Raw genomic sequence first — 22,760 nt, 5'->3', positions numbered from 1 at the left:
AGAACGATCTGCGAAGCCTTTTTCATAACAGCTTATGTTAATCAAACATGGGTTTTTCTTTTTGTTGTTGGGCATGCTAAGCTTCGATTAGCCAAGGAAAAGTCGCCCTATCAATAAAATCCCTGATAAATTGATTGAGAACCCACCCGAATAAACACAGTGCACCGTACCCCCAAAAAATAACGTAAAAATGCCCCACCATGAATTGATAAATTCGTACATGTTCTTTCTCCTTTTCATGTTTCCGCGCAGTACCTAGCCTCCGTAACTCACCTACAAAAAACAATTCTTGAGTAATCTCAAATGTAAAATCTTCCTTTATCTTCTGCGATTGTCCGAAAAATATCCCTGCCTGATGCCCTTCGCCCGGTGATGAAGATAAGGTCTGATCGGAATGGGTGACGACATACTCAAGAGTCCACTAAGGACTTGACTTTTATGTTTTGCAGTGGTTATTTCCTTTGTTTTTTAAAAAAAGAAAAAATGGGCGGGACGAACACCATAATTAGCAAGACAATCGTAATAACGTATTCCGGAAATGTCATGGTTGAGAAAGGCTCTGACATATTTCTTAAAGTCTTGGAAAATTTCAGTCCCGCCAGCCGATCAACGATGTAAACAAAACTGAAATTTAATAAATTAACCAAGAAAAAGATACCCAAAATTTTCATGCCAATCACATCTCCAAAGATTAAGATCCATTATACACACAATCATAGTTATTATTTACAAATAATGTGCCAAATATATCCCGAAAGTGACGTATAAAAACAAATTCAAATTTAAATGCTAATAAATGTCATGGAAAAAGGAGGGATCAGCATGTTCAATCGGTATCGATTTCTTAAGAGCGGGGCAACAGGAAACAAAAATGAAGAAATGACCGGCAATACGAATACGCGGCCCCTGTCATTAGATTTAAAAGAGAACCTTCAACAGATTAGGCAGGAACTTGGAAATAGTGCCGATCTCAAAATTCGAGAATTTGAAATTGCATTTCCCCAGTTTCAAGCAGCGGCAGTTTTTATCGACAGTTTAACCGACAAGAAGTTAGTCGATGATTTTGTCAACCGCTCCTTGATGTTCGATACCGCTCATGAAACATTCAAATACATGGCATCGGAAAAGAATGTCCTGGATTTTATTATAGATAATGCTCTGATGGGAGATGTTCAAGTCATCAAGGATTGGAATGGATTACTCCTATCCTTTTTGTCAGGCGAAACCGTCATCTTGTTTAATGGTTCAGCCGAAGCAATCAGCAGCGATACGAGGGGCGGAGGGGCAAGATCCATTACGGAACCGTCTTCCCAAGTTGTCATTCGCGGTCCTAAAGACGGTTTTACTGAGTCTATTGCGACTAATGTATCCCTTATCCGCCGTCGGATCAAGAGTCCTAATCTATGGTTGGAGCCAATGATCATCGGTAATGTCACACATACTACCGTAGCGATCATGTATATTAAAGGAATCGTAAACGATCAAATTGTGCAGGAGGTAAAGCAAAGGCTCAATGCCATCCAAATTGACGGCATATTGGAGTCCGGTTATATCGAAGAGTTGATTCAGGATCACCCGTTTAGCCCATTTCCTACAATGTACAATACCGAGCGGCCGGATGTTGCAGTCGGGAATTTATTGGAAGGCCGAATATGTATTTTGGTGGACGGAACACCATTTGTCCTTATTTTACCCTCGACGTTTTTTATGCACTTTCAGTCTGTTGAAGATTACTATCAACGTTTTGATATTGGAATAGCGATCCGCTTGTTAAGGTATGTAGCTCTTCTAATTTCATTATTAGGACCTTCCATCTATGTCGCGGCCATTACATTCCATCAGGAAATGATTCCGACTCCTCTTTTGATCAGTTTGGCGGCACAAACGGAAGCTGTTCCTTTCCCCGCTTTTGTCGAGGCGTTCCTAATGGAGACCAGCTTTGAGATTTTGCGCGAGGCCGGCGTTCGCATGCCGCGGGCCATCGGCCAAGCGGTATCGATCGTTGGAGCGCTGGTATTGGGACAGGCGGCGGTGCAAGCGGGACTCGTCTCTTCAGCGATGGTGATTGTGGTCTCTATTACGGGGATCGCCAGTTTTGTCACCCCGACTTTCAATATGGCGATTTCTGTGCGTTTACTCCGATTTGTGCTCATGTTATTTGCAGCGTCCTTTGGTTTTTACGGAGTTGCGGTCATCGCTATCATCATTACAGCCCATTTATGCAGTTTGCGTTCTTTTGGGGTACCTTTTATGACTCCGCTTGCCCCGTTTATTCCGGCAGATCAGAAGGACGCCGTACTCCGTTTGCCTATGTGGTCATTCCTTACTCGTCCCCGCTTGATCAGCCAAAATAACATGACTCGGATGAAGCCGGATTTGCAGCCTTCCATTCCAAAAGAGAACAAGACCAAGGGGAATAAGGATGAAAACTAAATGGTCCATTTTATTTGTATTGCTTCTATGTATTATGCCCCTGCTCGCAGGTTGCTGGAACAGAAGAGAACTGAAAGAACTGTCCATTGTTGCGGCAATGGGGGTAGATAAAATTCCAGAAACCAATAAATATAAGGTATCTTTTCAAATTATCAATCCAGGTAACGTAGCGGCAGTAGTAGCGGGAGGGGGACCGCAAAATGTTACACCGGTAACTGTCTATACGGGAACTGGAGATAACCTGTTTGGAGCCATCCGCAAAGCATCGCAAAAAGTACCGCGGCAGCTTTTCTTTGCGCATTTACAGCTGATTGTCATAGGGGAACCGTTAGCGAAACAAGGAGTTCGGGATATATTTGATTTTTTTGAACGGTCTCACGAAATCCGTCTTACTACGATGGTGCTCGTCGCCAGAGGAAGCGAAGCAGATTCGATTGTCAAGGTTCTTACGCCGCTCGAGAAAATTCCGGCAAATAATATTGCGGGACAAATGAAAATGACGTCAAAACTTTGGTCGGAGAACATAAAAGTCGAAATGGATCAGGTAATAAAGGCTTTACAAAGCGAAGGAACGCCGATCATCAGCGGGGTGAAAATCGTAGGAGAACCGGAAGTTGGAAATAAGAGTTCAAACTTGCGGCAAACGAATGTGCCGGCCCGGGCGGATATTACGGGAATCGCCCTTTTTAAGAACGGAAAGCTGAAACGGTGGTTGAATGGTGATGAGGGCCGCGGTGCCTTATGGATTCGAAATAAAATGAAGAGCACCGTTGTCGATCTGGATTGCAAAGATAAAAAAGACGCCATAGGCATTGAAGTGGTTCGTTCCCAAACGAAGGTTAACGCCAAAGTTCAAAACCGAAAACCGGTTTTCCATATCCATATACGGGAAGAAGGACATGTGAGCGAAGTAAGATGTCCAATGGACTTGAGTAAGGTAGAGGAAATCACGAAACTGGAAAAACAATGGGCTTTGGAGACAAAGAAGGAAGTCATGAAGGCTGTCAAGGCCGCGCAGCGTGAGGAAAGCGATATCTTTGGTTTTGGGGAAGCCGTCAATCGGGCAAACCCGAAAGCGTGGAAGAAAATGAAGAAAGAGTGGGACAAGATATTTGCCGAGAGCAAGGTTGACGTCAAGGTGGATGCATTCATCCGGCGTTCAGGCATGCGGATAAAACCTTATCTGTCTGAACAACAGTGATAAGCGGAAGAGAAAGGGCGGGCGGGATGTAATGAAAATCGTGAGAATTAACGCAAGACAACTGTTTGCCTTGATCGTTTTGTTTGAACTTGGAACCGCACTTGTCGTACCGATAGGATTTGTCTCGGAACAGAGTGTTTGGATATCGATATTATTGGCTCTAGTTGGAGGCGTCCTGTTATTTCTTATTTATGATTATCTTTATCGTCAGTTCCCCGGTCTGCCGCTAAGCGGTTACATCCGCAAAATATTCGGAAACTATATCGGTTGGCCGGTGAGTCTCTTTTATCTTGGCTTTTTCATACATAATGACGCAAGAGTTTTGCGGGAAACCGGCGAGCTGCTGGTAACTACTGCATTAGACGTGACGCCGCCATTTGTCATCAATGCGTTGTTGATGATGGCGGTTATTTATGTTCTGTATTTAGGAATAGAAGCATTGGCAAGAACGGCGGAAATATACCTGCTAGTCATTATTATTTTAGGCGTTTTAGGCAATCTTTTCGTTTTATTATCCGGTATCATTGATATTCATAATCTGTTTCCTTTGTTTGGTGAGGGATGGAAGCCTATTGTGGAATCAGCATTTCGCAACATACTCTTTTTTCCCTTCGGTGAGATGATTTGTTTTGCGGCCATTCTTCCCTATTTGAATAAAATCCAGTCGGGAAGAAGGACGGGGTCAATCGCCCTGATATTCAGCGGGCTCTTATTAAGCGTCACGCATGCTGTCGAGATCTCTGTTCTTGGGGTCAGTATTTACAGCCGGTCCACCTTTCCATTATTTTTAACGATCAGCAAAGTGAACATAGCGGATTTTCTGCAGCGTTTGGATGCCATTGTCATTCTCACATTAATTATTAATGCCTTTTTCAAATGCGCCATTAAGTGCTATGCCGCAGTGAGCATCGCATCGGATTTATTCCATGTGAAGAAGCCGCAAACGTTGGTGTTGCCAATAGGAGTAACCATTCTTTTCTCCTCAATGATGACAGCAGGCAACTGGAGCGAGTTTTCAATGAAAGGGCAAAAAGTGATCATGGGTGTACTCCTGCCTCTTGTTAGCCTTATCATTCCCGTCTTGCTTCTAACGGTCCATCTTATACGTAAACGTTTCGGTCTATACCGCTTCGATACGAATGATAATTAGAGCCTGATCTTATCCAAGCAACAGAATATCCACCATGAGTTGTAAGGCTTCGAAAGCGTTTTATGATTACCGTTTCTCTCAGATTGCTCCATTATGCGATAAAGCCCTCCAAACATACAGTTGAATAAAAAGTTCATAGCTTGTGACTTTTTTCGGCAATTTGGTTAATATTAACCCAACATCGAACAAGTTATGGAGGGATTCATAATGGTCGTTAATGAGGGGCGAAATCCGAACCGTTTGATAAATGAGAAATCACCATATTTGCTACAACACGCCTACAACCCGGTTGACTGGTATCCGTGGGGGGAACAAGCCTTCGCGAAAGCAAAGACCGAAGACAAACCAATCTTCCTCAGTATCGGCTACAGCACCTGCCATTGGTGCCACGTCATGGAGCGTGAATCGTTCGAAGATCAAGAAGTCGCCGAACTGCTCAACAGAGATTACATATCGATCAAAGTCGACCGCGAGGAACGGCCTGATGTGGACAATTTGTACATGACGGTTTGCCAAGCGATGACGGGGAAGGGCGGCTGGCCGCTCACGATCGTGATGACGCCGGAGAAGAAGCCGTTCTTTGCCGGCACCTATTTTCCGAAGAAACGCAAATTCGGGCGGCACGGTCTGATGGAGATCTTGACACAAATATCGGAAAAATGGCGCGATGCACGCGACGAAGTAGTGGAAACGAGCAATTCGGTTGTGGAGCAAACGAGCCAACGCGCCATCTCGCGGTTGAAGGGCGAGGTGTCGGAAGCGACGCTGGACGAGTCGTTCGTCATGTACAGCCAATTGTTCGACGGAGAGCATGGAGGATTCGGAGACGCGCCAAAATTTCCGACGCCGCACAACCTGATGTTATTGCTGCGTTATAACGCTTACACAGGGGAAGACCGGGCGCTCGCCATCGTGGAGAAGACACTGGATGCGATGCACCGGGGCGGCATATACGACCACATCGGCTTCGGTTTCTCGAGATATTCCACCGATCATCAATGGTTGGTGCCGCACTTCGAGAAGATGTTATACGACAACGCGCTGCTCGCCATGGCCTACATAGAGGCGTATCAAGTAACCGGAAAACGTAAGTACGCGGATGTCGCGGAGCGCATCTTCGAATATGTGCTGCGGGATATGACGGATGAGCAAGGAGGGTTTTATTCGGCGGAGGACGCGGATTCCGAAGGTGAAGAAGGCAAGTTCTACGTTTGGACGCCGGATGAGATCGCGAAGGTGCTCGGATCCGATGACGGAGAACTGTTCTGCGAGCTGTACGACATCACGGAGGCGGGCAATTTCGAGGGGCACAGTATCCCAAATCTGCTGCACGGTACGCTGGAGGACCGCGCCAAGCGCGGCAAATCCGACCCGAACGAATGGCTGGACCGGGTGGAAGCGATGCGCGCGAAGCTGTTCGCGAACCGGGAGCGCCGCGTTCATCCGGGCAAAGACGACAAAATATTGACGTCATGGAACGGGCTGATGATCGCGGCGTTAGCGAAGGCTTCGGCCGCGTTCGACCGGCAGGATTACGCCGATGCGGCGCGGAGGGCGGCCGCATTCGTGCTGCGCGAGCTGCGCACGCCGGAAGGGCGCTTACTCGCGCGGTACCGGGACGGAGAAGCGGCGTTCCCGGGCTATATCGACGATTATGCATTCCTCGTCTGGGGCTTGATCGAATTGTATGAAGCCACATTCGAGATCGAACACTTGCGCGAGGCGCTGACACTTACCCGCGAGTCGATTCGTCTGTTCTGGGACGAACAAGACGGCGGCTTCTTCTTCTACGGCGAAGACGCCGAGCAGCTGTTTACCCGTATGAAAGAGGTGTATGACGGGGCGATGCCTTCCGGCAATTCAGCGTCGGCGTACAACCTGCTTCGCCTTGCGCGGCTCACCGGGGATACGAAGCTCGCCGATTACGCGGAGCGCACTTTCCGCGCATTCGCCGGAGCGGTTCAACGTTATCCTACCGGACACGCGCTCATGCTGACCGCATTGTCGATCGCTTACGGGAAGCCGCAGGAGATCGTTATCGCGGGCGATCCCGGCGCCGAAGACACGAAGGAGCTCGTCCGCGAGGTTCGGCGGCGGTTTCTGCCGAATGCGGTTGCGGCGTTCCGCCCTTCCGCCCATGAGGAGACACAGGTCGCGCAGGTGCTGCCGCATATCGCCGACAAGACGATGCGCAACGGCCGGGCAACCGCATACGTATGTGAAAATTACGCCTGCCAATCTCCCGTTACGGATATAGCCTCGTTGAAACGAAGTCTGGACAGCGAAGAAATTGACAAATAAGTATTGACAACAACGCAGTCCGGAATGTATCCTTGGAAACGAATCGAATAGGGAACCACTAGGGGAGCCGAGTTAAGGCTGAGACAAGGATTTATCCTTGGACCCTCTGAACCTGATCTGGATCATACCAGCGTAGGAAAGTGGAGCAGACGCCGATTGACGCAAGATGCTATATGCATTTATGCGACTAAGCCGCTCCATTGGGAGCGGCTTTATTTGTTTCCAATGAGCGGCCGGCCTTCTGGCGGTTTCCACAAAAAATCACTAGGAGGTTTTCATAATGAGTTTCAGCAGTGATTTAAGACGGGAAGCGGACCCGGTCTTCCGCGCCATCTTCGAGCATCCGTTCGTGCAGGGAATCGCGAAGGGAGAGTTGAAGAAGGAGCAGTTGATTCATTACGTCAAGCAGGACTTCGAGTATTTGAACGTGTACATGCAAATTTACGGGCTCGGCATCTCCAAATGCAAGGACCGCGGCGACATCGCCATGTTTCACGACAAGATCGGATTTATCTTGAATAGCGAAATTCATCCGCACAACAATTTGTGCAGAGTGGCGGGCGTACGCTATGAGGATTTACAAGGGTACCGCCTCGCGCCGACGGCGCTCCATTACACGCGCCACATGCTGACGGTCGCGCATCAGGGAAGTCTAGGAGAAATTTATGCGGTGCTTCTCCCTTGCCCGTGGACGTACATAGAAGCGGCCCAACACATTATCGATACCGTTCGTCCGAAGGATGATCATCCTTTCTACGAGTGGATCATGTTCTACGGAAACCAAGAAATCAGGCCGAGAATGATGGACATCGTCGACAGGCTCGACGCTTGGGCGGAACAAGCCAACGAAGACGAGAAGGCGCGGATGAAGGAGCATTTCATGCTCAGCTGCCAATTGGAGTACATGTTCTTTGACATGGCTTACAAGCTGGAAGAGTGGCCCGTGCCGGTAAAACCGGTGTCCGTGTAACGGAATCGGGAGAGGGAGGACGAAACGGCATGGAGCATGGGAAAAAAGGTTTGAATTTGCGGGAAATCGTCGTTATGGCATCCATATCGGTCGTGTTTGGAGTATTGTATCTTCTCTGGATTTTTTTCGGTCAGATGGTTAAAGGAATATTCGGTCCGATCGGCTGGGGGTTGCTCACAGGGTTCTGGATTATGGCCCCCATCGTATGCGCCTATATTATCCGCAAGCCGGGGGTCGCTCTCGTTGCCGAAATGATTGCGGCCGGCACCGAGGTTTTGGTCGGTTCCGTAAGCGCGGGCGTGGTGCTCGTTCTCGGGTTGACGCAGGGTATCGGGGCTGAAATCGCGTTTGCCCTGTTCTTCTGGCGCGCGTACCGCCTGCCTGTGCTGATGCTCTCCGGCATGCTAGGGGTTTCGGCGAACTTTGTCACGATTTACTTCATGTACGGTTATAGCCAGTATTCGCCGGTAATTACAGGGCTGATGTTCGTTGCCATGCTGGTCAGCGGCGCCCTGCTTGCGGGTTGGGGCAGCAAGACGATCGCCGATGCGCTGTGCCGGACCGGAGTGTTGAACAACTTCGCGCTCGGACGGCTGTACCGGTCCGAAAGGATGCGGGAGCATGCCGCTTATCCGGACTGACGGTCTTTCTCTGCGGTATCCGTTTCAGCCGCGAAACGTGCTCAACGGTGTCGCGCTGTCCGTGGAACAAGGCGAGAGGGTGCTCGTTCTCGGGCCGAGCGGGGTTGGGAAGAGCACGTTAGCGCTGGCCTTGAACGGTGTCATTCCCCGATCCATGGAAGCGAAGATGGACGGTGCGATCGAGGTTTGCGGGTTGACGCCCGGAGAGACGGATCCGCGCACGATGTGCAAGCGGGTGGGGATATTGTTTCAAGATCCTGAAGCGCAATTTTGTATGTCCACGGTCAAAGAAGAAGTGTTGTTCGGATTGGAAAACATGAGGCTGTCCAGGACGGAGATGGAACGAAGGCTGGAGCTGAGCCTGAAGGCGGTCGGTCTGACCTCTTGGAAGGAAGCGGGACTTTCCGAGCTGTCGGGCGGAATGAAGCAAAAGCTCGCTATCGCCTGTCTCCTGGCAATGGATCCCGAGGTGATGATCCTCGATGAGCCTACGGCCAACCTTGATCCGGAGGCGAGCGAAGAAGTGTTTGCCCTGCTGGATCGGATTTCGCGGCAAACGGGCAAAACGATGATTTTCATAGAGCATAAGCTCGAGCCGTTGATGCCGATGTTGGACCGGGTGATCGTGTTTGGCGGAGACGGAGATGTCATTGCGGACGGAGCGCCGAGGACGGTATTCCGGAGACATCTCAAGCTGCTGATGAAAGAGGGCATCTGGTCGCCGATCGTGTGTGAGAGGGCATTTGAATTGGAACAAAGCGGGATGATATGGGATCCGTTTCCGGTTACGTTGGACGAATGGGAGACGGGGCTGCGGAAATCCGGATTTCGTTTAATAGAAAGGCAGTTCGGGAAGGAGCCGCGGACCGCCCCATGCGATACTGGGAAACCGCTGCTGGAGTTTATGGACGTTTCGTTCTCCTACGGCAGTAAGAGGAAGATACTCAACCGGGTCGGCTTCAAGGTGGAACAGGGCCAAGTCGCAGCTTTGCTCGGCGCCAACGGCGCGGGAAAAAGCACGATTTCCAAGCTTTGCGTCAAGCTGCTGGAGCCGGATTCGGGAACGGTGCGGTTCGACGGCGCCGACATGGCGCGGCTCGAAGAGAAAGTCGTATATTCGGAAATCGGCTATGTGTTTCAAAATCCGGAGCATCAGTTCGTATGCGATACGGTGGAGCAGGAGCTTTCCTACGGATTGCTCAAGCAAGGAGCGATGGGCGAGGCGCTGCGGGAGCGGGTGGAGCGGCAGCTTCAGCGGTTCGGCTTGTCGGAGCACAGGGACCGCAACCCGTTTACTTTGAGCCAAGGCCAGAAGCGGCGTCTGTCCGTCGCCTCCATGCTGATGCACGGGCAGCGCTTGTTGATATTGGATGAGCCGACGTTCGGGCAGGACCGCCGTTACACCGAAGAGATGGTGCAGCTGCTTATGAAACTGCGCCAAGAAGGGCGGACGATTGTCATGATCACGCACGACATGGAATTGGCGGCGCGCTGTGCGTCCCAAGTTCTGCTGCTGTGCGACGGCGGTATCGCTTTCGACGGTACGCCGGAGCGGTTTTTCGCGGACGGCGCGCTGCTGTCGCGAGCCGGCATGAAACCGCCATTGTCATGGACGTTGGAGCGATGGGAAAGAGCAAACCGGGAGGCGAGCTTGCTTGATCGATCTGTATCAGCGAAGTGACTTTTATTTGCAGCGGTTGAATCCTATGGTAAAACTGGGGTGCTTGGCGGTCGTCATTTTTTCCATGGTATTATGCACCGATCCGATCACGCCGTTGATCGTTGCGGCGGCGGCTCTCGCGGCGCTGCGCGTCTTGGGCGGTGTTCCGTGGCGGGCAATTTTCCCGTTGTTGACGCCGTTCTTGTTGTTTGCCGCGGCATTTCTGTGGATGAGCATCTTGTTCCCGGCCGAGAGGGGAGGCACATTGCTGCTCCGGATGGGACCTCTTCTTGTGACTTGGGAAAATGTATGGAACGGTTTATCGCTCGGCATGCGGTCGCTCGTTTTCGGCGTCTGGTCGCTGCTGTTTTCGTTGACGACAGTGCCGGTGAAGCTGATGCTCGGATTAGTGCAGCACTGCAAGCTTCCGCCCCGTTTCGGCTACGGCACGATGGCCGCGTACCGTATGATCCCTCTGTTCCGTCAAGAATTGGAGCATATTCGCGCCGCGCATCGCATTCGGGGGTTGGGTGAAGCGCGCGGGATTAAGGGAAAGTGGGAACAGTGGAAGAGGTACGCGATTCCCCTCCTCGCGCAGGCGATCCGCAAAGCGGAAAGGACGGCGATCGCGATGGAATCGAAAGGGTTCGACGACAGCCGGGACAGGACGTACTACGAGCGCATTCCTTGGACGATGAGGGACATTGCGTTCGGCGGCGGAACGATCCTGCTGCTGCTGGCGGTTTTTCTGCTTAGGCAGTTGTGGTTGTCATAGCGGGGAGATGGAGGCGGAAATGAACGACAAGTATGAACGTTATTCCAGACAGATGCTTTTCGCTCCGATCGGTGCGGCGGGGCAGGAGCGGCTCGCCCAAAGCCGGGTATTGATCGTCGGGATGGGAGCGCTCGGAACGGTGCTCGCCGGCCATCTGGTCCGCTCCGGCGTCGGATTGGTGCGGTTTGCGGACCGTGATTATGTGGAGCTGAGCAACCTGCAGCGGCAAATGCTCTACGATGAGGAAGACGCGCGCCAAGGTTACCCGAAGGCGGCGGCCGCGGAGAGGAAGCTGCGGGCGATCAATTCGGACGTCCGGCTGGAGCCGGTTGTCGCCGATGTGACGGCCGGCAACGTGGAGCGGTTATTGGACGGAATCGATCTGGTCGCCGATGGGACGGACAATTTCACAACCCGGTTTCTGCTCAACGACGCCTGCTTCAAGAAAGGCATCCCGTTCGTATACGGAGGGGCGGTAAGCTCGCGGGGAATGAGCGCGATATTTGTGCCCGGCCGTACTCCGTGCTTGCGCTGCCTGCTTGAGCATGAGGACGGGAGCGCCGGACAAACATGCGATACGATCGGCGTCATTTCGCCCGTTGTCGATATGGTTGCCTCTTATCAAGCCGTCGAGGCGATCAAATATTTGGTCGGCGCCTCCGATGCGCAAAGACGCAGCTTGGTTACGATGGATGTGTGGCGGACTTATTATTATGAAATGAAATTTCCCGCCCCGCGTCACGATTGTCCGACGTGCGGGCTCGGACAGTATCCGGCTTTGCAGGTTGACGGGAGAAACACGGCGACAACGCTTTGCGGGCGGGAAACGGTACAGATTCATGAAAGATCCTCATTGGATTTGGCCGAGTGGCGCGATCGTTTGGCACCGGCGGCCGCGGTGTCGCTGAATCCCTTCCTGCTTAGGGCGCAGCTGCCGGAGGGGGAGCGGTTGGTGCTTTTCAGCGACGGGCGCGTGTTGGTGCAGGGAACGGATGACGTAGTGCGTGCCAGAACCATATATGCAAGATATATCGGGCATTAAAGTACGGGGAAGGAGGATTAAGCAATGCGGGATTTTCGCTTATATGCGATAACGGGCGAGCAGTTCCATCCGGGCAGGGAAATGTTGACAGTGATGGAGGAGGCCATTGTCGGCGGGGCGGACATCATTCAGCTTCGCGACAAGAAGAGCGGCAAACGGGTCATTTTGGAGAAGGCGAAGGCATTGCGGGAGTTGACGCGCAAGCACGGAGTAACGTTTATCGTCAACGATCATATCGATATCGCGCTAGCGGCGGACGCCGACGGCATCCATCTCGGGCAGGACGATCTTCCGATTGCGGAAGCTAGAAAAATTGTCGGGCAGGGCAAAATCATCGGCATCTCCACGCACCGGATTGAAGAGGCGAGGGAAGCGGAGCGGGAAGGCGCCGACTATATCGGAGTCGGACCTGTTTTCCCCACGAAAAGCAAAGAGGACGCGGTTGCGCCGGTAACGACTTCGTACGTGCGGCAAGCTGCCGCGGAAATCCGCATTCCGTTCGTGGCGATCGGCGGCATTAAGCTGCACAACGTGGAGGAAGTGCTGCAGGCGGGAGCGACGCGTATATGCGCCATCAGCGAAATTGTCGGCAGCAAGGACGTGGCCGGAACGTGCCGCGCTTTCTTGTCGGCTATTGAGAAGGCGGGGTGGCGGTAAGTTGGAACTGATCGTTAACGGCGAACAAAGGGTGCTGGAAGCGGCAACGATTCATGATGTGATCAGGCATTTCGGCTTGGAGGGAAAGCCTGTGGCGGTTGAAGCGGACGGTGAGGTCGTGCCCAAAGGCGATTGGCCCGTTACGCCGGTCCATGCCGGAATGCGAATAGAGCTCGTTCATTTCGTGGGAGGAGGATGACTCGTGAGTCGTGAAGACGCGTTAGTAATCGGCGGGAGGAAGCTGTCATCGCGCTTTTTTCTAGGTACCGGCTTGTTTCCGAATCCGTTCGTGCAGAAGGAGGCGATTCGAGCATCGGGAGCCGAGGTGCTGACGTTTGCCATACGCAGGGTCAACTTGGATGCGGTGGAAGACGATTCGATTCTGCAGCATATCGAAGGCTCGTTCACCTTCCTGCCGAACACTTCCGGAGCGAAGACGGCGGAAGAAGCGGTACGTATCGCGCGCTTAGCCCGAGCATCGGGGGTGAGCGACTGGGTGAAGGTTGAGATCAGCGCCGATCCGCGCACGCTTCTGCCCGATCCGGTGGAAACATTGAAGGCGACGGAACAGCTTGTGAAAGAAGGCTTTACGGTGCTTCCCTACACTTCCGACGATCCCGTGTTGTGCAAGCGGCTTGAGGAAGCGGGGGCCGCGGCGGTGATGCCCGGAGGCGCTCCCATCGGAACAGGACTCGGAATATTAAACCCTTATAATATCGGACTTATTTCGGAACAAGCTCGCGTACCGGTCATTGTCGACGCCGGGTTGGGGTCGGCTCAAGACGTTGTGCTGGCGATGGAGCTCGGCGCGGACGGCATTCTGATGAATACGCCTGTGGCGAAAGCGAAAGATCCGGTGCGGATGGCCAGGGCGATGGCGCTTGCCATCGAAGCGGGTCTGCTTTCCAGGCAAGCCGGGCGAATTCCGAAGAAACCGTATGCGACAGCAAGCAGCGGGCATGAGACACTCATATCAGTTTCATCGGCGCCAGGGTTCGCAGGATGAGCAAACGTGTCGTTATATTGGGAGGCGGGGTCATCGGTTTGTCGTGCGCCTTCAGCTGCCGGTTGCGGGGGCACCGGGTAACGGTGCTGGAGAAGGGCCGCTGCGGCGGCCAAGCTAGCGGCGCGGCGGCGGGGATGCTTGCGCCTTTCTCCGAGAATACGGAGGGGGCCGACGATTTCTTTCGCCTGTGCTTGGCTTCTCTCCGACTCTTTCCGCAATGGGCGGAACAGATCGGACGGGTTTCCGGGCAAGATTTCGAATATTCGCAAACCGGCAGCCTGTACGCCGCCTTTCACGACGCGGACGTATTGGCGATGGAATCCCGTTTGGGCTGGCAGCGCAACTATGCGGGCGGAGCCCGCATCGTGGAGGGGGAGATGCTGCGGCTTGTGGAGCCGGCGATATCCGGCAAGGCTGTCGCGGCGCTCCATAACCCCGAAGAAAGTCACATATACGCTCCTCATTATGTCAAGTCTCTGGAGCAGGCTTGCCGGAACGCCGGAGTAGAGATCTATGAAAATTTGGAGCAAGCGGATATTGAGCAATGGCGGCAGGATGTTGCGGTGCGCAGCAAGAACGGCAGCACGTTCGCAGGGGAGCGGCTCGTTATTTGTTCCGGAGCTTGGGCTCAAGAGCTCGAACGTATTTTTGGACTGAACATCCCGGTATATCCCATTCGCGGGCAAATTTGCGCTTATTCGATTCCGGCCGGCACCGTGCGCCATATGGTATTCGGAAGCCAAGGGTACGTCGTGTCGAAGGCCAACGGAACGCTTGTGTGCGGCGCATCTGAAGATGTTTCCGGCTTCGACGACAGCGTTACGGATAACGGCATTTCCCGGCTTCGCCGTTGGAATAAGCAGCTGTTCCCTTTCTTGGAGGAGCGGCAGCCGTTTCACAAGTGGGCCGGGTTGAGACCCGCCACCCAAGACGGCTATCCGCTGCTGGGCGCGCTTCGCGGGTTCGGGCATGTTGTTTTCGCCGCAGGCCATTATCGCAACGGCATATTGCTGAGCCCGGTCACAGGGAGCATTGCGGCGGATTTGATCGACGGGCGGCTCCCGGCCGTTCCGCTCGACAGTTTTTCCCCCGAACGTTTTACCAACTAAAGAGGGTGAGGACGATGGCCATATATAAAGCGCTGACGATAGCCGGCTCGGATTCGGGCGGAGGCGCGGGGATTCAAGCCGATCTGAAAACATTTCAAGAATTCGGAGTGTTCGGGATGAGTGTCATCACCGTGGTGACCGCGCAAAACACGTTGGGTGTCCAAGGAGTGTACCCTCAATCGCTTGAAGCGGTGGAGACGCAGATCGATTCCGTGCTCTCGGATATCGGCGCCGACGCGGTAAAAACCGGCATGCTGTATTCAGCAGAGATCATTCGGTTGACAGCACGGAAGCTCCGTCAATATGACGTGAGCAATTTGGTGGTGGATCCGGTAATGTACGCCAAGGGAGGCACTCCGCTGCTGCTGCAGGAAGCGATGGATGCATTAATGCATGAGCTGCTTCCGTTGGCGACGGTGGTTACGCCGAATATGCCGGAGGCTTGCCGCCTGTGCGGCGTCCCGGCAATCGAAAGCTTGGATCAGATGAAAGAGGCGGCGCATAAGCTGCTTGACGAATTCGGTCCCGCTTATGTGCTCCTCAAAGGCGGCCATCTGCCGGGAGGGCAGTCCGTCGATCTGCTGGCGGGCAGAGACGGAGATATGGTAACTTTCAGCTCTGACCGGATATTTACGAAACATACGCATGGAACGGGCTGCACGCTTGCCGCCGCCGTCACGGCGGGACTCGCAGCAGGCAGCACGGTCGAAGAGGCTGTTAGCACGGCCAAGCAGTTTATTACGGCGGCGATTTCTTCCTCGTTGGACATCGGCGGCGGAATCGGACCAACCGATCATTCCGCTTACCGCAAGCAAAAAGAAACGAGGACAGTGATTCTGTAATGGACATGTTTCGTTCAAACTGTGCAAACCCGTCATCCGTCGATGACGGGTTTTGGCTTTATTAATTGCTCACTCAGGGAAAAAAAACTTTCCGATCGGCTCAAATATTAATCTCAACGGAACAGCGGGACTAGGCGGACGAACGTCGGCAAGGATCAGCGCGCCGATGAATGCTGAGGCGAGCATCAGCACGGAATAGACGGCCATTTCTTTTTTCTGCCCTTTATCGAGAAAGGCACGAATTTGCAAATAAGCTACAATTCCGATAAACAACAAAAACAACGTAACTCTTACGGTTATCATTCGTCTGCCGCCTCCGGCAGCATTCGTTTCCGTTTGCCGGCGGTTACGGCTAAAAGCAGAAGGAACGGAATTATAATTTGAAACGGAATGGAATACCACTGCCACACTTCGGTCGCAAAGTGGATCAATTCGGCGTTGTCCCGGTAAACAAACAATGAGAATTCAATCATCAGAATGCTCAAAGGAATAAGGTACGTGCGGAAACGGTTGGCCGACAGCACCGTTGCAAGCGACTTGGCGCAGACATACAAGCAAACGCTTATTTTGATGAATCCTCCCATCACCCAAGTGAGGACTGCGATGGGCTCCACGCGTTCGATGAAATCCGCGATCGATATGTACTGATAAGCCGTATAGCTGGGATAGATCAGCCTTGACGCCAGACCTCCCAATACCAATGTATTGCGGACATTGACAAGGAGGAGGAGCAATCCGGCAATAACGAGCGTCCAAAGCACCGTTTTCTTTGCCTGTTTCATTATGTTTATTTGCGGAATGATCATCGCGAACAAAATCGTTTCGCCGAACGGAAATCCAACGAGCTGCGTCATTCCTTCCAATATCGGCGCCCAGCCGCGGTCGATCACCGGGAGCAGATTCCCGGGTTGGAAATCTTTCCCCATAAGTATCGTGGAAACCGTTCCTTCGATCAAGACGAATCCAAGAAGCGTTATCGAACATCGGCTTACGACTTCCATACCGTGAAAAGTGACCCAAAGCACAATCCCCATCATAGCTGCGGCAATGACGACGGTCGGCGTCTTGGTCAAGGCGACGATCTGGATGAATTCGAAGAAGTTACGAAGCACGAGCACGCCCAGGTGGAAGCTGTACCATGCGTAGCATAGTCCGATAAAGCGTCCGGCCCACCTTCCGAGCAGTTCGCCCCCGATTTCTACCATCGATTTGCCGGGATATAACTGGCAAAGGTGCGTATACACCCACGCGATGCCGGAGGAGACAACGATCGCCAGGAGAATCGAAATCCAAGCGTCATGCCCGGCTACCGCGGCCAGCGGCACCGTCAACGAGCTGCCGAGCAAAAACATAAACATCACCGCCATAAGCCCGGTGCTTGAAAGCTGTTCGATTCCTTGCCGCATTTGACCGACCCCTTCGCTTATTTCCGGCTCGAATGAATATGCCGATTCAGCTTAGCCGTCACTTCATCACTTCCCGCTCCTTCAGTTGAAGCGGAGGACCTGACATGCCCGCTCGTTTGAGCGCAAAATCGGCATCGACGCTAATCCGCGCTTCCGCGAACTTTTTGTCCCAATCCTTCTTAAGACGCCGCCATGCCTTGTTGTCCTTTTTGTGAAGCTCCTCTCCGAACCCGAAAATATCGGCTTCGTATTTCTTCTGCACATCTTCGATCATCTTCCGTGTCTGTTCGCGAATCGTCCGCTCCAGCGCGTTTTCCGCCAATCGCAGATTTTCAGGGATTGAAAAATCCAGACGGCTGTTATTCTCTTCCACCGTTCCTTCTCCTCTCAAATGAATCGCGATTTTTACCCGGCCTCTCTCCACCGACGGTTCAATCATCCTTTGCGCTTTGTCTATATCGACACTGACCCGGCTTTTTTGCTCAGGCAAAACCGCGGTAATCGTACCTTGCTCCAGCTTGCCTTTCACCCACAACATATATTGGGAGTCACGATTATTCAAATAGCCCCTGAGCTTCAAATCTTTGAATATGGCCGTGCCGGACAGCTTGAACGTACGCTCAATGCGGCCCTTCCCTTTAGCGCCTGAATACGATACGAGTTCGATCGCCCCCATGACAGGTTCGACGCCTTCCGCGGAAGCGTCATTCAGCAGGTCGCGCATCGTCACCGCCGTGCCTCCGACCAGGATTTGCATCTCGCGCACCGCTTCGGAGGGCACGAACTCGAGCGGATAATCGGTATTAATCGCATCCTCGCCCTCTGCCCCTTTGACCACCACCACAAACGTACGGAGCCTTGTCGCCGGGTTGCGGCCCCAGTGATCCAGGATATCCTTGAGTCCGCGCCTCGCAAGCTTTTCTCCGATAAACAGCACCCGGCGGTGCGAGATGAACAGCCTGCGGGATAGTTTGGATTGCTCTTCCTGAACCATTTGCTGCACGTTTAACCCCGTTCCCGATTCCACGAAATAGGGCCTTGCCTCCTGCGCCGTATTCCCGATTTGCCGGGCAGGGATTACGATTTGAACTGCCCCCCTGAAACGGCCGTCCTTTTCCACATCCAACGAGGACGCCATCAGCAGAGCAATATCGTTGATTTCCCTGCGGTCCCAGCACCCCGCGCATAACGCCGAAATGATTAATAACAGGATGACGATTTTCCCTTTTCGGATCATCGCTGCCCACCGTCCTTCCTCTCCGCCGCCGAATTCGGACCCGGTTTCTGCCCGAAAGGAACGCGAACCTCGTCCTGATAGGCCGTCAATCGAGGCCGCAGCTTCATCGCCCAGTGCGGCGCGCGGATCACTAAGTCCTTCAACCCGTCGACGGACAGCGGAGACACCGGTGATAAGTACGGAATCCCGAACGAACGAAGCGAGTTCAGGTGAATCAATATACCGAGAAACCCGATCGCGATGCCGTACAGTCCGAGCGTCCCGGCAAGAAAGATGAGCGGAAAGCGCAGCAGCCGGATGGCGATCGCCAGATTAAACCGGGGAATCGTAAAATTCGCAATCCCCGTAATCGAGACGACGATGACCATGGGCGCTGAGACGATCCCCGCCTCCACCGCCGCCTGACCGATAACAAGCGCCCCTACAATGCTGACCGCCGAACCGACCTGCCTCGGCAAACGTACGCCGGCTTCGCGCAGCGCCTCGAACGTTATTTCCATCAACAGCACTTCAACGAGAGCCGGGAACGGACTCGCTTCGCGCGCGCTGGCAATGCTCAGCAGCAAGTTGGTCGGAATCATCTCCGGATGGAATGTTGAAATCGCCACATAAATCGAAGGCAAGTAGAGGGAAATCAACAAAAAAATGAACCGTATCCAGCGCAGAAACGTTGCGATCAAAAACCGTTCGTAGTAATCTTCCGGGCTTTGCAGCGCGGTCCAAAATGTCACCGGCACGATAAGCGCGCTGGGCGAGCCGTCTGCAAAGATTGCAATCTTGCCCTCGAGCAAGTTTGCTTCAACGACGTCCGGCCGCTCCGTATTCTGTACTTGCGGGAACGGAGAGTACGGCAAGTCTTCAATAAACTCTTCGATATAGCCTGAATCGACCACCGCGTCAATCTTGATTCTCGATATGCGCTCACGCACTTCCTCCACGACGGAATCGGTCGCAATCCCATCGATGTAAACTGCCGCCACCTTCGTCCGCGATAGTTCCCCTACCGTGAACGACTCGATCTTCAGACGAGAAGTGCGCAAACGTCTGCGGAGCATGATCGTATTGGTCTCGATCCGCTCGTTAAACCCTTCGCGCGGACCGCGGATCAGCGGTTCCGCCTGCGGCTCTTCGATTCCGCGTGACGGCGAATGATCCATGCCGACAATGAGAACGTTCCGCTCGCCGCCGAGAACTATCGCCACTTCGCCGCCAAGCACGCCTTTGACCAGTTCGTCAAGCTTTCCCGTCGTACGGATTCGCCCGACCGTCAGCTTGTTCTCCAATCGTACCGCCATGCTTGCGGACGGATTTTCTTGACCTCCGCCGCCGCTGTCCAGAACCGACTCCAATAACCCTTGATCGAGAAGTCTTTGGTCAATCCATCCGTTCACAAATACAAGCAGCGCTTTTCGGTCGCCGAACAAGTTAATTGTCCGCAACGTAATGTCCGAACAATTTTCAAACATCTTCTCCAACAATGTCCGGTTGGCATCCATATCTTCACTCAATACCGCCTCCGGCTCCGACTCACTCTGCAATGCCATTTTCAAATTATTGCCGCGGGACGATTTCATCCGTATCTTTCTGAAGACATTCATAACAGATGCATCACTGTCCTAGAAACTCTAGATTGAGTACACTGCCTTATGATTTGAAATAAATGTTAAATTAATGCATATATGGAACCCGCAGCTTTTTATTTGATTGGAAACATTTGAGTTATGGGACAATCGCTCGAGCGAATATGGTTTAAAGACGAAAACTGTAGTGCAATGGAATCAAGACTGGAGGCGAATTCAATGCATCCTGCCAAATCTTACGCCGCCATCGCCGATCCGCAAACCTATGAAACTTTTCGGGCGCTTGTCGATGCGATCGTTCCGAGAACGCCCGAGCTCGCCGTGTTCGGACAGGTGCAAACTGCAGGAGCGGTCGATCTGCATGTTCACGAGTATATGATTTGGGAAATGGATCACACGCTGGCATTAATGTTCGGAATCAGCCTTACCGTCTTCCCGCTGGCCGCTCCAACCGCCCAGATGCTCAATTCCGGCGCCGTTCAATTCGTCGCCAGAGGAGCGGCACAGGCTGCGCCTAATAATCAGGTTTGGGCAATCAGCCCGTTCGCCGCGTTGTCGCCCGCCGACCGCATTCGGGTGCTCGCCATGCTGGAGCAACTTCAAGTAGATCTCGGTTTGCTGCCTCCCCCGTACAAGGATGACGGCGGATTCGTCACGTTCATCATCGATTACTTGAACAGAGGAACGATGTTCGGCAACTATTCGGAGTGGCCGGGATACGGCACGACGCGGTTGAACACACCGACCATGCGAAGACTGGAATATTTTCCGATCGGTTGGAGGCAGACGGGGTATCCTGGCGTTTCTTCAGGCTATAGGGCATTTCGCGGCTATGTGTTGTTCATTGTCCGAGAGGGAGGGGAATACAAAATTGTATGATGCGGACGTCATTGTGATCGGATCCGGAGGCGGCGGCGCCGTTGCGGCTAAGGAACTCGGAGAAATGGGTCTTAAAGTGCTGGTGCTTGAGGCGGGTGCCTTTTACGGAAACAAAAAGTGGCCGAATCCGAACAGCGAGCGGGGCGGACAGTGGAGCTCCAGCTTTGACGATTTGGATGTGGGCATTTACAAAAAGATTTACAACCGCTATGAAAACAACATGAACGACGTTGTGTCAGGCGTATTTCGTTTCGGCCCTGCAGACCGCCGCCGCGCGCCTTGGCACCGGATTATGCGGCAGAAGGGCGATATTTGGCAGTTAAGCGGAGTCGGAGGGACGACGCAGCATTACTGGTCGCAGTCGCCGCGCGCTTTTCCGATGGCCGTGGACAATGTGTGGCCGATCAGCTACCGGGAGCTCATTCCATATTACGAGAAAGCCGAAGCGACTTTGCCCGTCAATTTCTCGCCGACGACTCCGAAAGAAGAGCTGTTTTATTACGGCGTGAAAAAAGCGGGTTGGGAACTCATACCGACGCTCGATGTGACGACGCCCGGTTATCGCCCGAATCCGAATGCGATTCTTCCTGTGAATCCCCATCTGATGGATCCCAACTATTCGATCGAACAGATAAACAATATGGAAGGCTGCAATCTGCAGGGACACTGCGTCAACGGGTGCACGGCCGGCCCTTCGGTGGACAAAATCGCCAAGCGAAGCACACTTGTAAGCTACGTCCCTCTCGCCCTTAAAACCGGAAACGTCGCGATTCGCCCCAATTCCTTCACGATCAAAATATTGACGGATCATGATCCGCAAGGAGGCCTTCGCGCTACCGGAGTGCGGTTCCGCGACACGTGGACGGGAGAAATCGGGGAGCTGACGGCCAGATCGGTGGTCTTGGCAGCAGGCTGCATCGAATCGCCGCGCCTATGGCTGAACTCGGAGCTTCCCTTTAACGCATGGGTCGGAAGAGGATTGACCAATCATTGTTTCGACTGGGTCGGGGGCGTCTTCGACGAGAAGGATCTCATGAGCATTATGGGCTTGCCGGCGGTTTACCCGTATGTGGGCCATACTTCCGGCGCGAGAGTCGATATCCCGGGAACCGGAATCTTTCAAGTGTCCTGCCTCAGCCCCGGCCTCATGTCGTTCTTGACTTACGGCTTCAGCGAAGCGGGATACGACGCATTAATTCCGCCGGAGCCCGGAGAACCGTGGAACATACGGGGAAGGGTCGTAGGGCCGGCCTTAAAAGAGCTGATGATGAACTATTCTCGGACGATGACATATTTGCTCCTTACGGACGACGAGACGCTGTACCGCAACAGGGTGGAAGTCGATCCGACGCTCAAGGACGAGAACGGTCCGATTCCGATCGTTCATTATGCACCGAGCCAAAAGACGCTCCAGAGGCGCGACCGGTTGGCCCGATACGCTGCGGAGAGTTTGCAGGCGGCCGGCGCCAAAAAAATCATCCGGTCGGATTTGCCGTTCGCCTTCCAGCTTCATCTGGAAAGCACGATGCGGATGGGGTTTGTAGTCGATTCGAACTGCGAGGCATACCAAGTGAAACGTCTGTTTATTGCCGACAACAGCGTGCACTTCAACGGCATCGGCGGACCGAATCCGACCCTTACAACGCAGGCGTTGGCAACGCGCACGTCGGAGAAACTCGCGGCCAAATATTTCAGTTAAGCTCCCCCGGTAACGGCAAATAAGGGGTCCTGGTGACGGAGAAGTATAAAACCGTCCCGCATAATGCGACAATAAGCAAAAAAGCGAGCGCCTTCAAAAAAGTACCGCTCATGCTATCCACACTTTCATTAGTTGTTGTATCGTATTTTGCCGCCGGGAACGGAAAATATGA

20 protein-coding genes and 1 riboswitch are annotated in these 22,760 nt (G+C 53.1%); of the genes, 16 read left to right on the top strand and 4 right to left on the bottom strand.

Annotated features, from left to right (window positions below; all coding sequences use genetic code 11):
- Window positions 1–822: 822 nt before the first annotated feature.
- The 14 genes from JET16_RS05735 to thiD all read left to right on the top strand — a co-directional run bounded on the left by JET16_RS05735 (window position 823) and on the right by thiD (window position 15,787).
- Entirely contained in the window at window positions 823–2,433 is a 1,611-nt protein-coding gene (locus tag JET16_RS05735) for a spore germination protein (protein WP_199614805.1), read from the top strand.
- Window positions 2,423–3,634, top strand: coding sequence for a Ger(x)C family spore germination protein (locus JET16_RS05730; protein ID WP_199614803.1), 1,212 nt, complete (start codon window positions 2,423–2,425; stop codon window positions 3,632–3,634). The genes JET16_RS05735 and JET16_RS05730 overlap by 11 nt, the downstream gene beginning before the upstream one ends.
- Before the next feature lie 31 nt (window positions 3,635–3,665).
- Window positions 3,666–4,784 (top strand): GerAB/ArcD/ProY family transporter, encoded by a 1,119-nt coding sequence (locus JET16_RS05725; protein WP_199614801.1) that lies wholly within the window; start codon window positions 3,666–3,668, stop codon window positions 4,782–4,784.
- 207 nt (window positions 4,785–4,991) lie between these two features.
- The gene (locus tag JET16_RS05720) at window positions 4,992–7,085 is read left to right on the top strand and encodes a thioredoxin domain-containing protein (RefSeq protein WP_199614799.1); all 2,094 of its coding nucleotides are present in this window, start codon (window positions 4,992–4,994) and stop codon (window positions 7,083–7,085) included.
- A 50-nt stretch (window positions 7,086–7,135) separates the two neighbouring features.
- A riboswitch (TPP riboswitch) is annotated at window positions 7,136–7,241 on the top strand.
- 124 nt (window positions 7,242–7,365) lie between these two features.
- Window positions 7,366–8,055 (top strand): thiaminase II, encoded by a 690-nt coding sequence (gene tenA / locus JET16_RS05715; protein ID WP_199614797.1) that lies wholly within the window; start codon window positions 7,366–7,368, stop codon window positions 8,053–8,055.
- Window positions 8,056–8,084: 29 nt separating this feature from the next.
- Window positions 8,085–8,696: an ECF transporter S component gene (locus tag JET16_RS05710; protein WP_199614795.1), complete on the top strand. Its 612-nt coding sequence runs from the start codon at window positions 8,085–8,087 to the stop codon at window positions 8,694–8,696.
- A complete protein-coding gene (locus JET16_RS05705; protein WP_199614793.1) occupies window positions 8,677–10,377 on the top strand; it encodes an ABC transporter ATP-binding protein in 1,701 nt (566 codons plus the stop codon). The genes JET16_RS05710 and JET16_RS05705 overlap by 20 nt, the downstream gene beginning before the upstream one ends.
- Entirely contained in the window at window positions 10,352–11,131 is a 780-nt protein-coding gene (locus JET16_RS05700; RefSeq protein ID WP_199614791.1) for an energy-coupling factor transporter transmembrane component T family protein, read from the top strand. The genes JET16_RS05705 and JET16_RS05700 overlap by 26 nt, the downstream gene beginning before the upstream one ends.
- A gap of 19 nt (window positions 11,132–11,150) precedes the next feature.
- Window positions 11,151–12,173: a ThiF family adenylyltransferase gene (locus JET16_RS05695; RefSeq protein ID WP_199614789.1), complete on the top strand. Its 1,023-nt coding sequence runs from the start codon at window positions 11,151–11,153 to the stop codon at window positions 12,171–12,173.
- Window positions 12,174–12,197: 24 nt separating this feature from the next.
- Window positions 12,198–12,830: a thiamine phosphate synthase gene (gene thiE, locus JET16_RS05690; RefSeq protein WP_199614787.1), complete on the top strand. Its 633-nt coding sequence runs from the start codon at window positions 12,198–12,200 to the stop codon at window positions 12,828–12,830.
- 1 nt (window position 12,831) lies between these two features.
- Window positions 12,832–13,029 carry a sulfur carrier protein ThiS gene (gene thiS / locus JET16_RS05685; RefSeq protein ID WP_199614785.1) on the top strand — a complete coding sequence of 66 codons (198 nt, stop codon included), beginning with the start codon at window positions 12,832–12,834 and terminating at the stop codon, window positions 13,027–13,029.
- A gap of 3 nt (window positions 13,030–13,032) precedes the next feature.
- On the top strand, window positions 13,033–13,836 hold the full coding sequence (locus JET16_RS05680; RefSeq protein ID WP_199614783.1) for a thiazole synthase: 804 nt from the start codon (window positions 13,033–13,035) through the stop codon (window positions 13,834–13,836).
- A complete protein-coding gene (thiO, locus tag JET16_RS05675) occupies window positions 13,833–14,945 on the top strand; it encodes a glycine oxidase ThiO (RefSeq protein WP_199614781.1) in 1,113 nt (370 codons plus the stop codon). The genes JET16_RS05680 and thiO overlap by 4 nt, the downstream gene beginning before the upstream one ends.
- 14 nt (window positions 14,946–14,959) lie before the next feature.
- Window positions 14,960–15,787, top strand: a complete 828-nt coding sequence (gene thiD, locus JET16_RS05670; protein WP_199614779.1) for a bifunctional hydroxymethylpyrimidine kinase/phosphomethylpyrimidine kinase — start codon at window positions 14,960–14,962, stop codon at window positions 15,785–15,787.
- 69 nt (window positions 15,788–15,856) lie between these two features.
- Here the strand turns inward: thiD and JET16_RS05665 are convergent, their stop codons facing one another.
- The 4 genes from JET16_RS05665 to JET16_RS05650 are packed head-to-tail and all read right to left on the bottom strand — an operon-like array spanning window position 15,857 to window position 20,028.
- Window positions 15,857–16,090, bottom strand: a complete 234-nt coding sequence (locus JET16_RS05665; RefSeq protein WP_199614777.1) for a hypothetical protein — start codon at window positions 16,088–16,090, stop codon at window positions 15,857–15,859.
- Window positions 16,087–17,193 carry a GerAB/ArcD/ProY family transporter gene (locus JET16_RS05660; protein ID WP_199614775.1) on the bottom strand — a complete coding sequence of 369 codons (1,107 nt, stop codon included), beginning with the start codon at window positions 17,191–17,193 and terminating at the stop codon, window positions 16,087–16,089. Before JET16_RS05660 ends, JET16_RS05665 begins: the two co-directional genes overlap by 4 nt.
- A 58-nt stretch (window positions 17,194–17,251) precedes the next feature.
- Window positions 17,252–18,430 carry a Ger(x)C family spore germination protein gene (locus JET16_RS05655; RefSeq protein WP_199614773.1) on the bottom strand — a complete coding sequence of 393 codons (1,179 nt, stop codon included), beginning with the start codon at window positions 18,428–18,430 and terminating at the stop codon, window positions 17,252–17,254.
- Window positions 18,427–20,028, bottom strand: a complete 1,602-nt coding sequence (locus JET16_RS05650; protein WP_199614771.1) for a spore germination protein — start codon at window positions 20,026–20,028, stop codon at window positions 18,427–18,429. The genes JET16_RS05655 and JET16_RS05650 overlap by 4 nt, the downstream gene beginning before the upstream one ends.
- A 201-nt stretch (window positions 20,029–20,229) precedes the next feature.
- Here JET16_RS05650 and JET16_RS05645 point away from each other — a divergent pair, with 201 nt between their 5' ends.
- Both JET16_RS05645 and JET16_RS05640 read left to right on the top strand, forming a co-directional pair.
- On the top strand, window positions 20,230–20,889 hold the full coding sequence (locus JET16_RS05645; protein ID WP_199614769.1) for a hypothetical protein: 660 nt from the start codon (window positions 20,230–20,232) through the stop codon (window positions 20,887–20,889).
- Window positions 20,882–22,588 carry a GMC family oxidoreductase N-terminal domain-containing protein gene (locus JET16_RS05640; RefSeq protein WP_233531093.1) on the top strand — a complete coding sequence of 569 codons (1,707 nt, stop codon included), beginning with the start codon at window positions 20,882–20,884 and terminating at the stop codon, window positions 22,586–22,588. The genes JET16_RS05645 and JET16_RS05640 overlap by 8 nt, the downstream gene beginning before the upstream one ends.
- The last annotated feature ends 172 nt before the right edge of the window (window positions 22,589–22,760 follow it).

This window comes from Paenibacillus alkalitolerans, from assembly GCF_016482785.1.
Classification (GTDB): Bacteria; Bacillota; Bacilli; order Paenibacillales; family YIM-B00363; genus Paenibacillus_AE; species Paenibacillus_AE alkalitolerans.
Note: the sequence above shows the minus strand (reverse complement) of the source record. Positions and strands in the feature narration are given on the sequence as shown.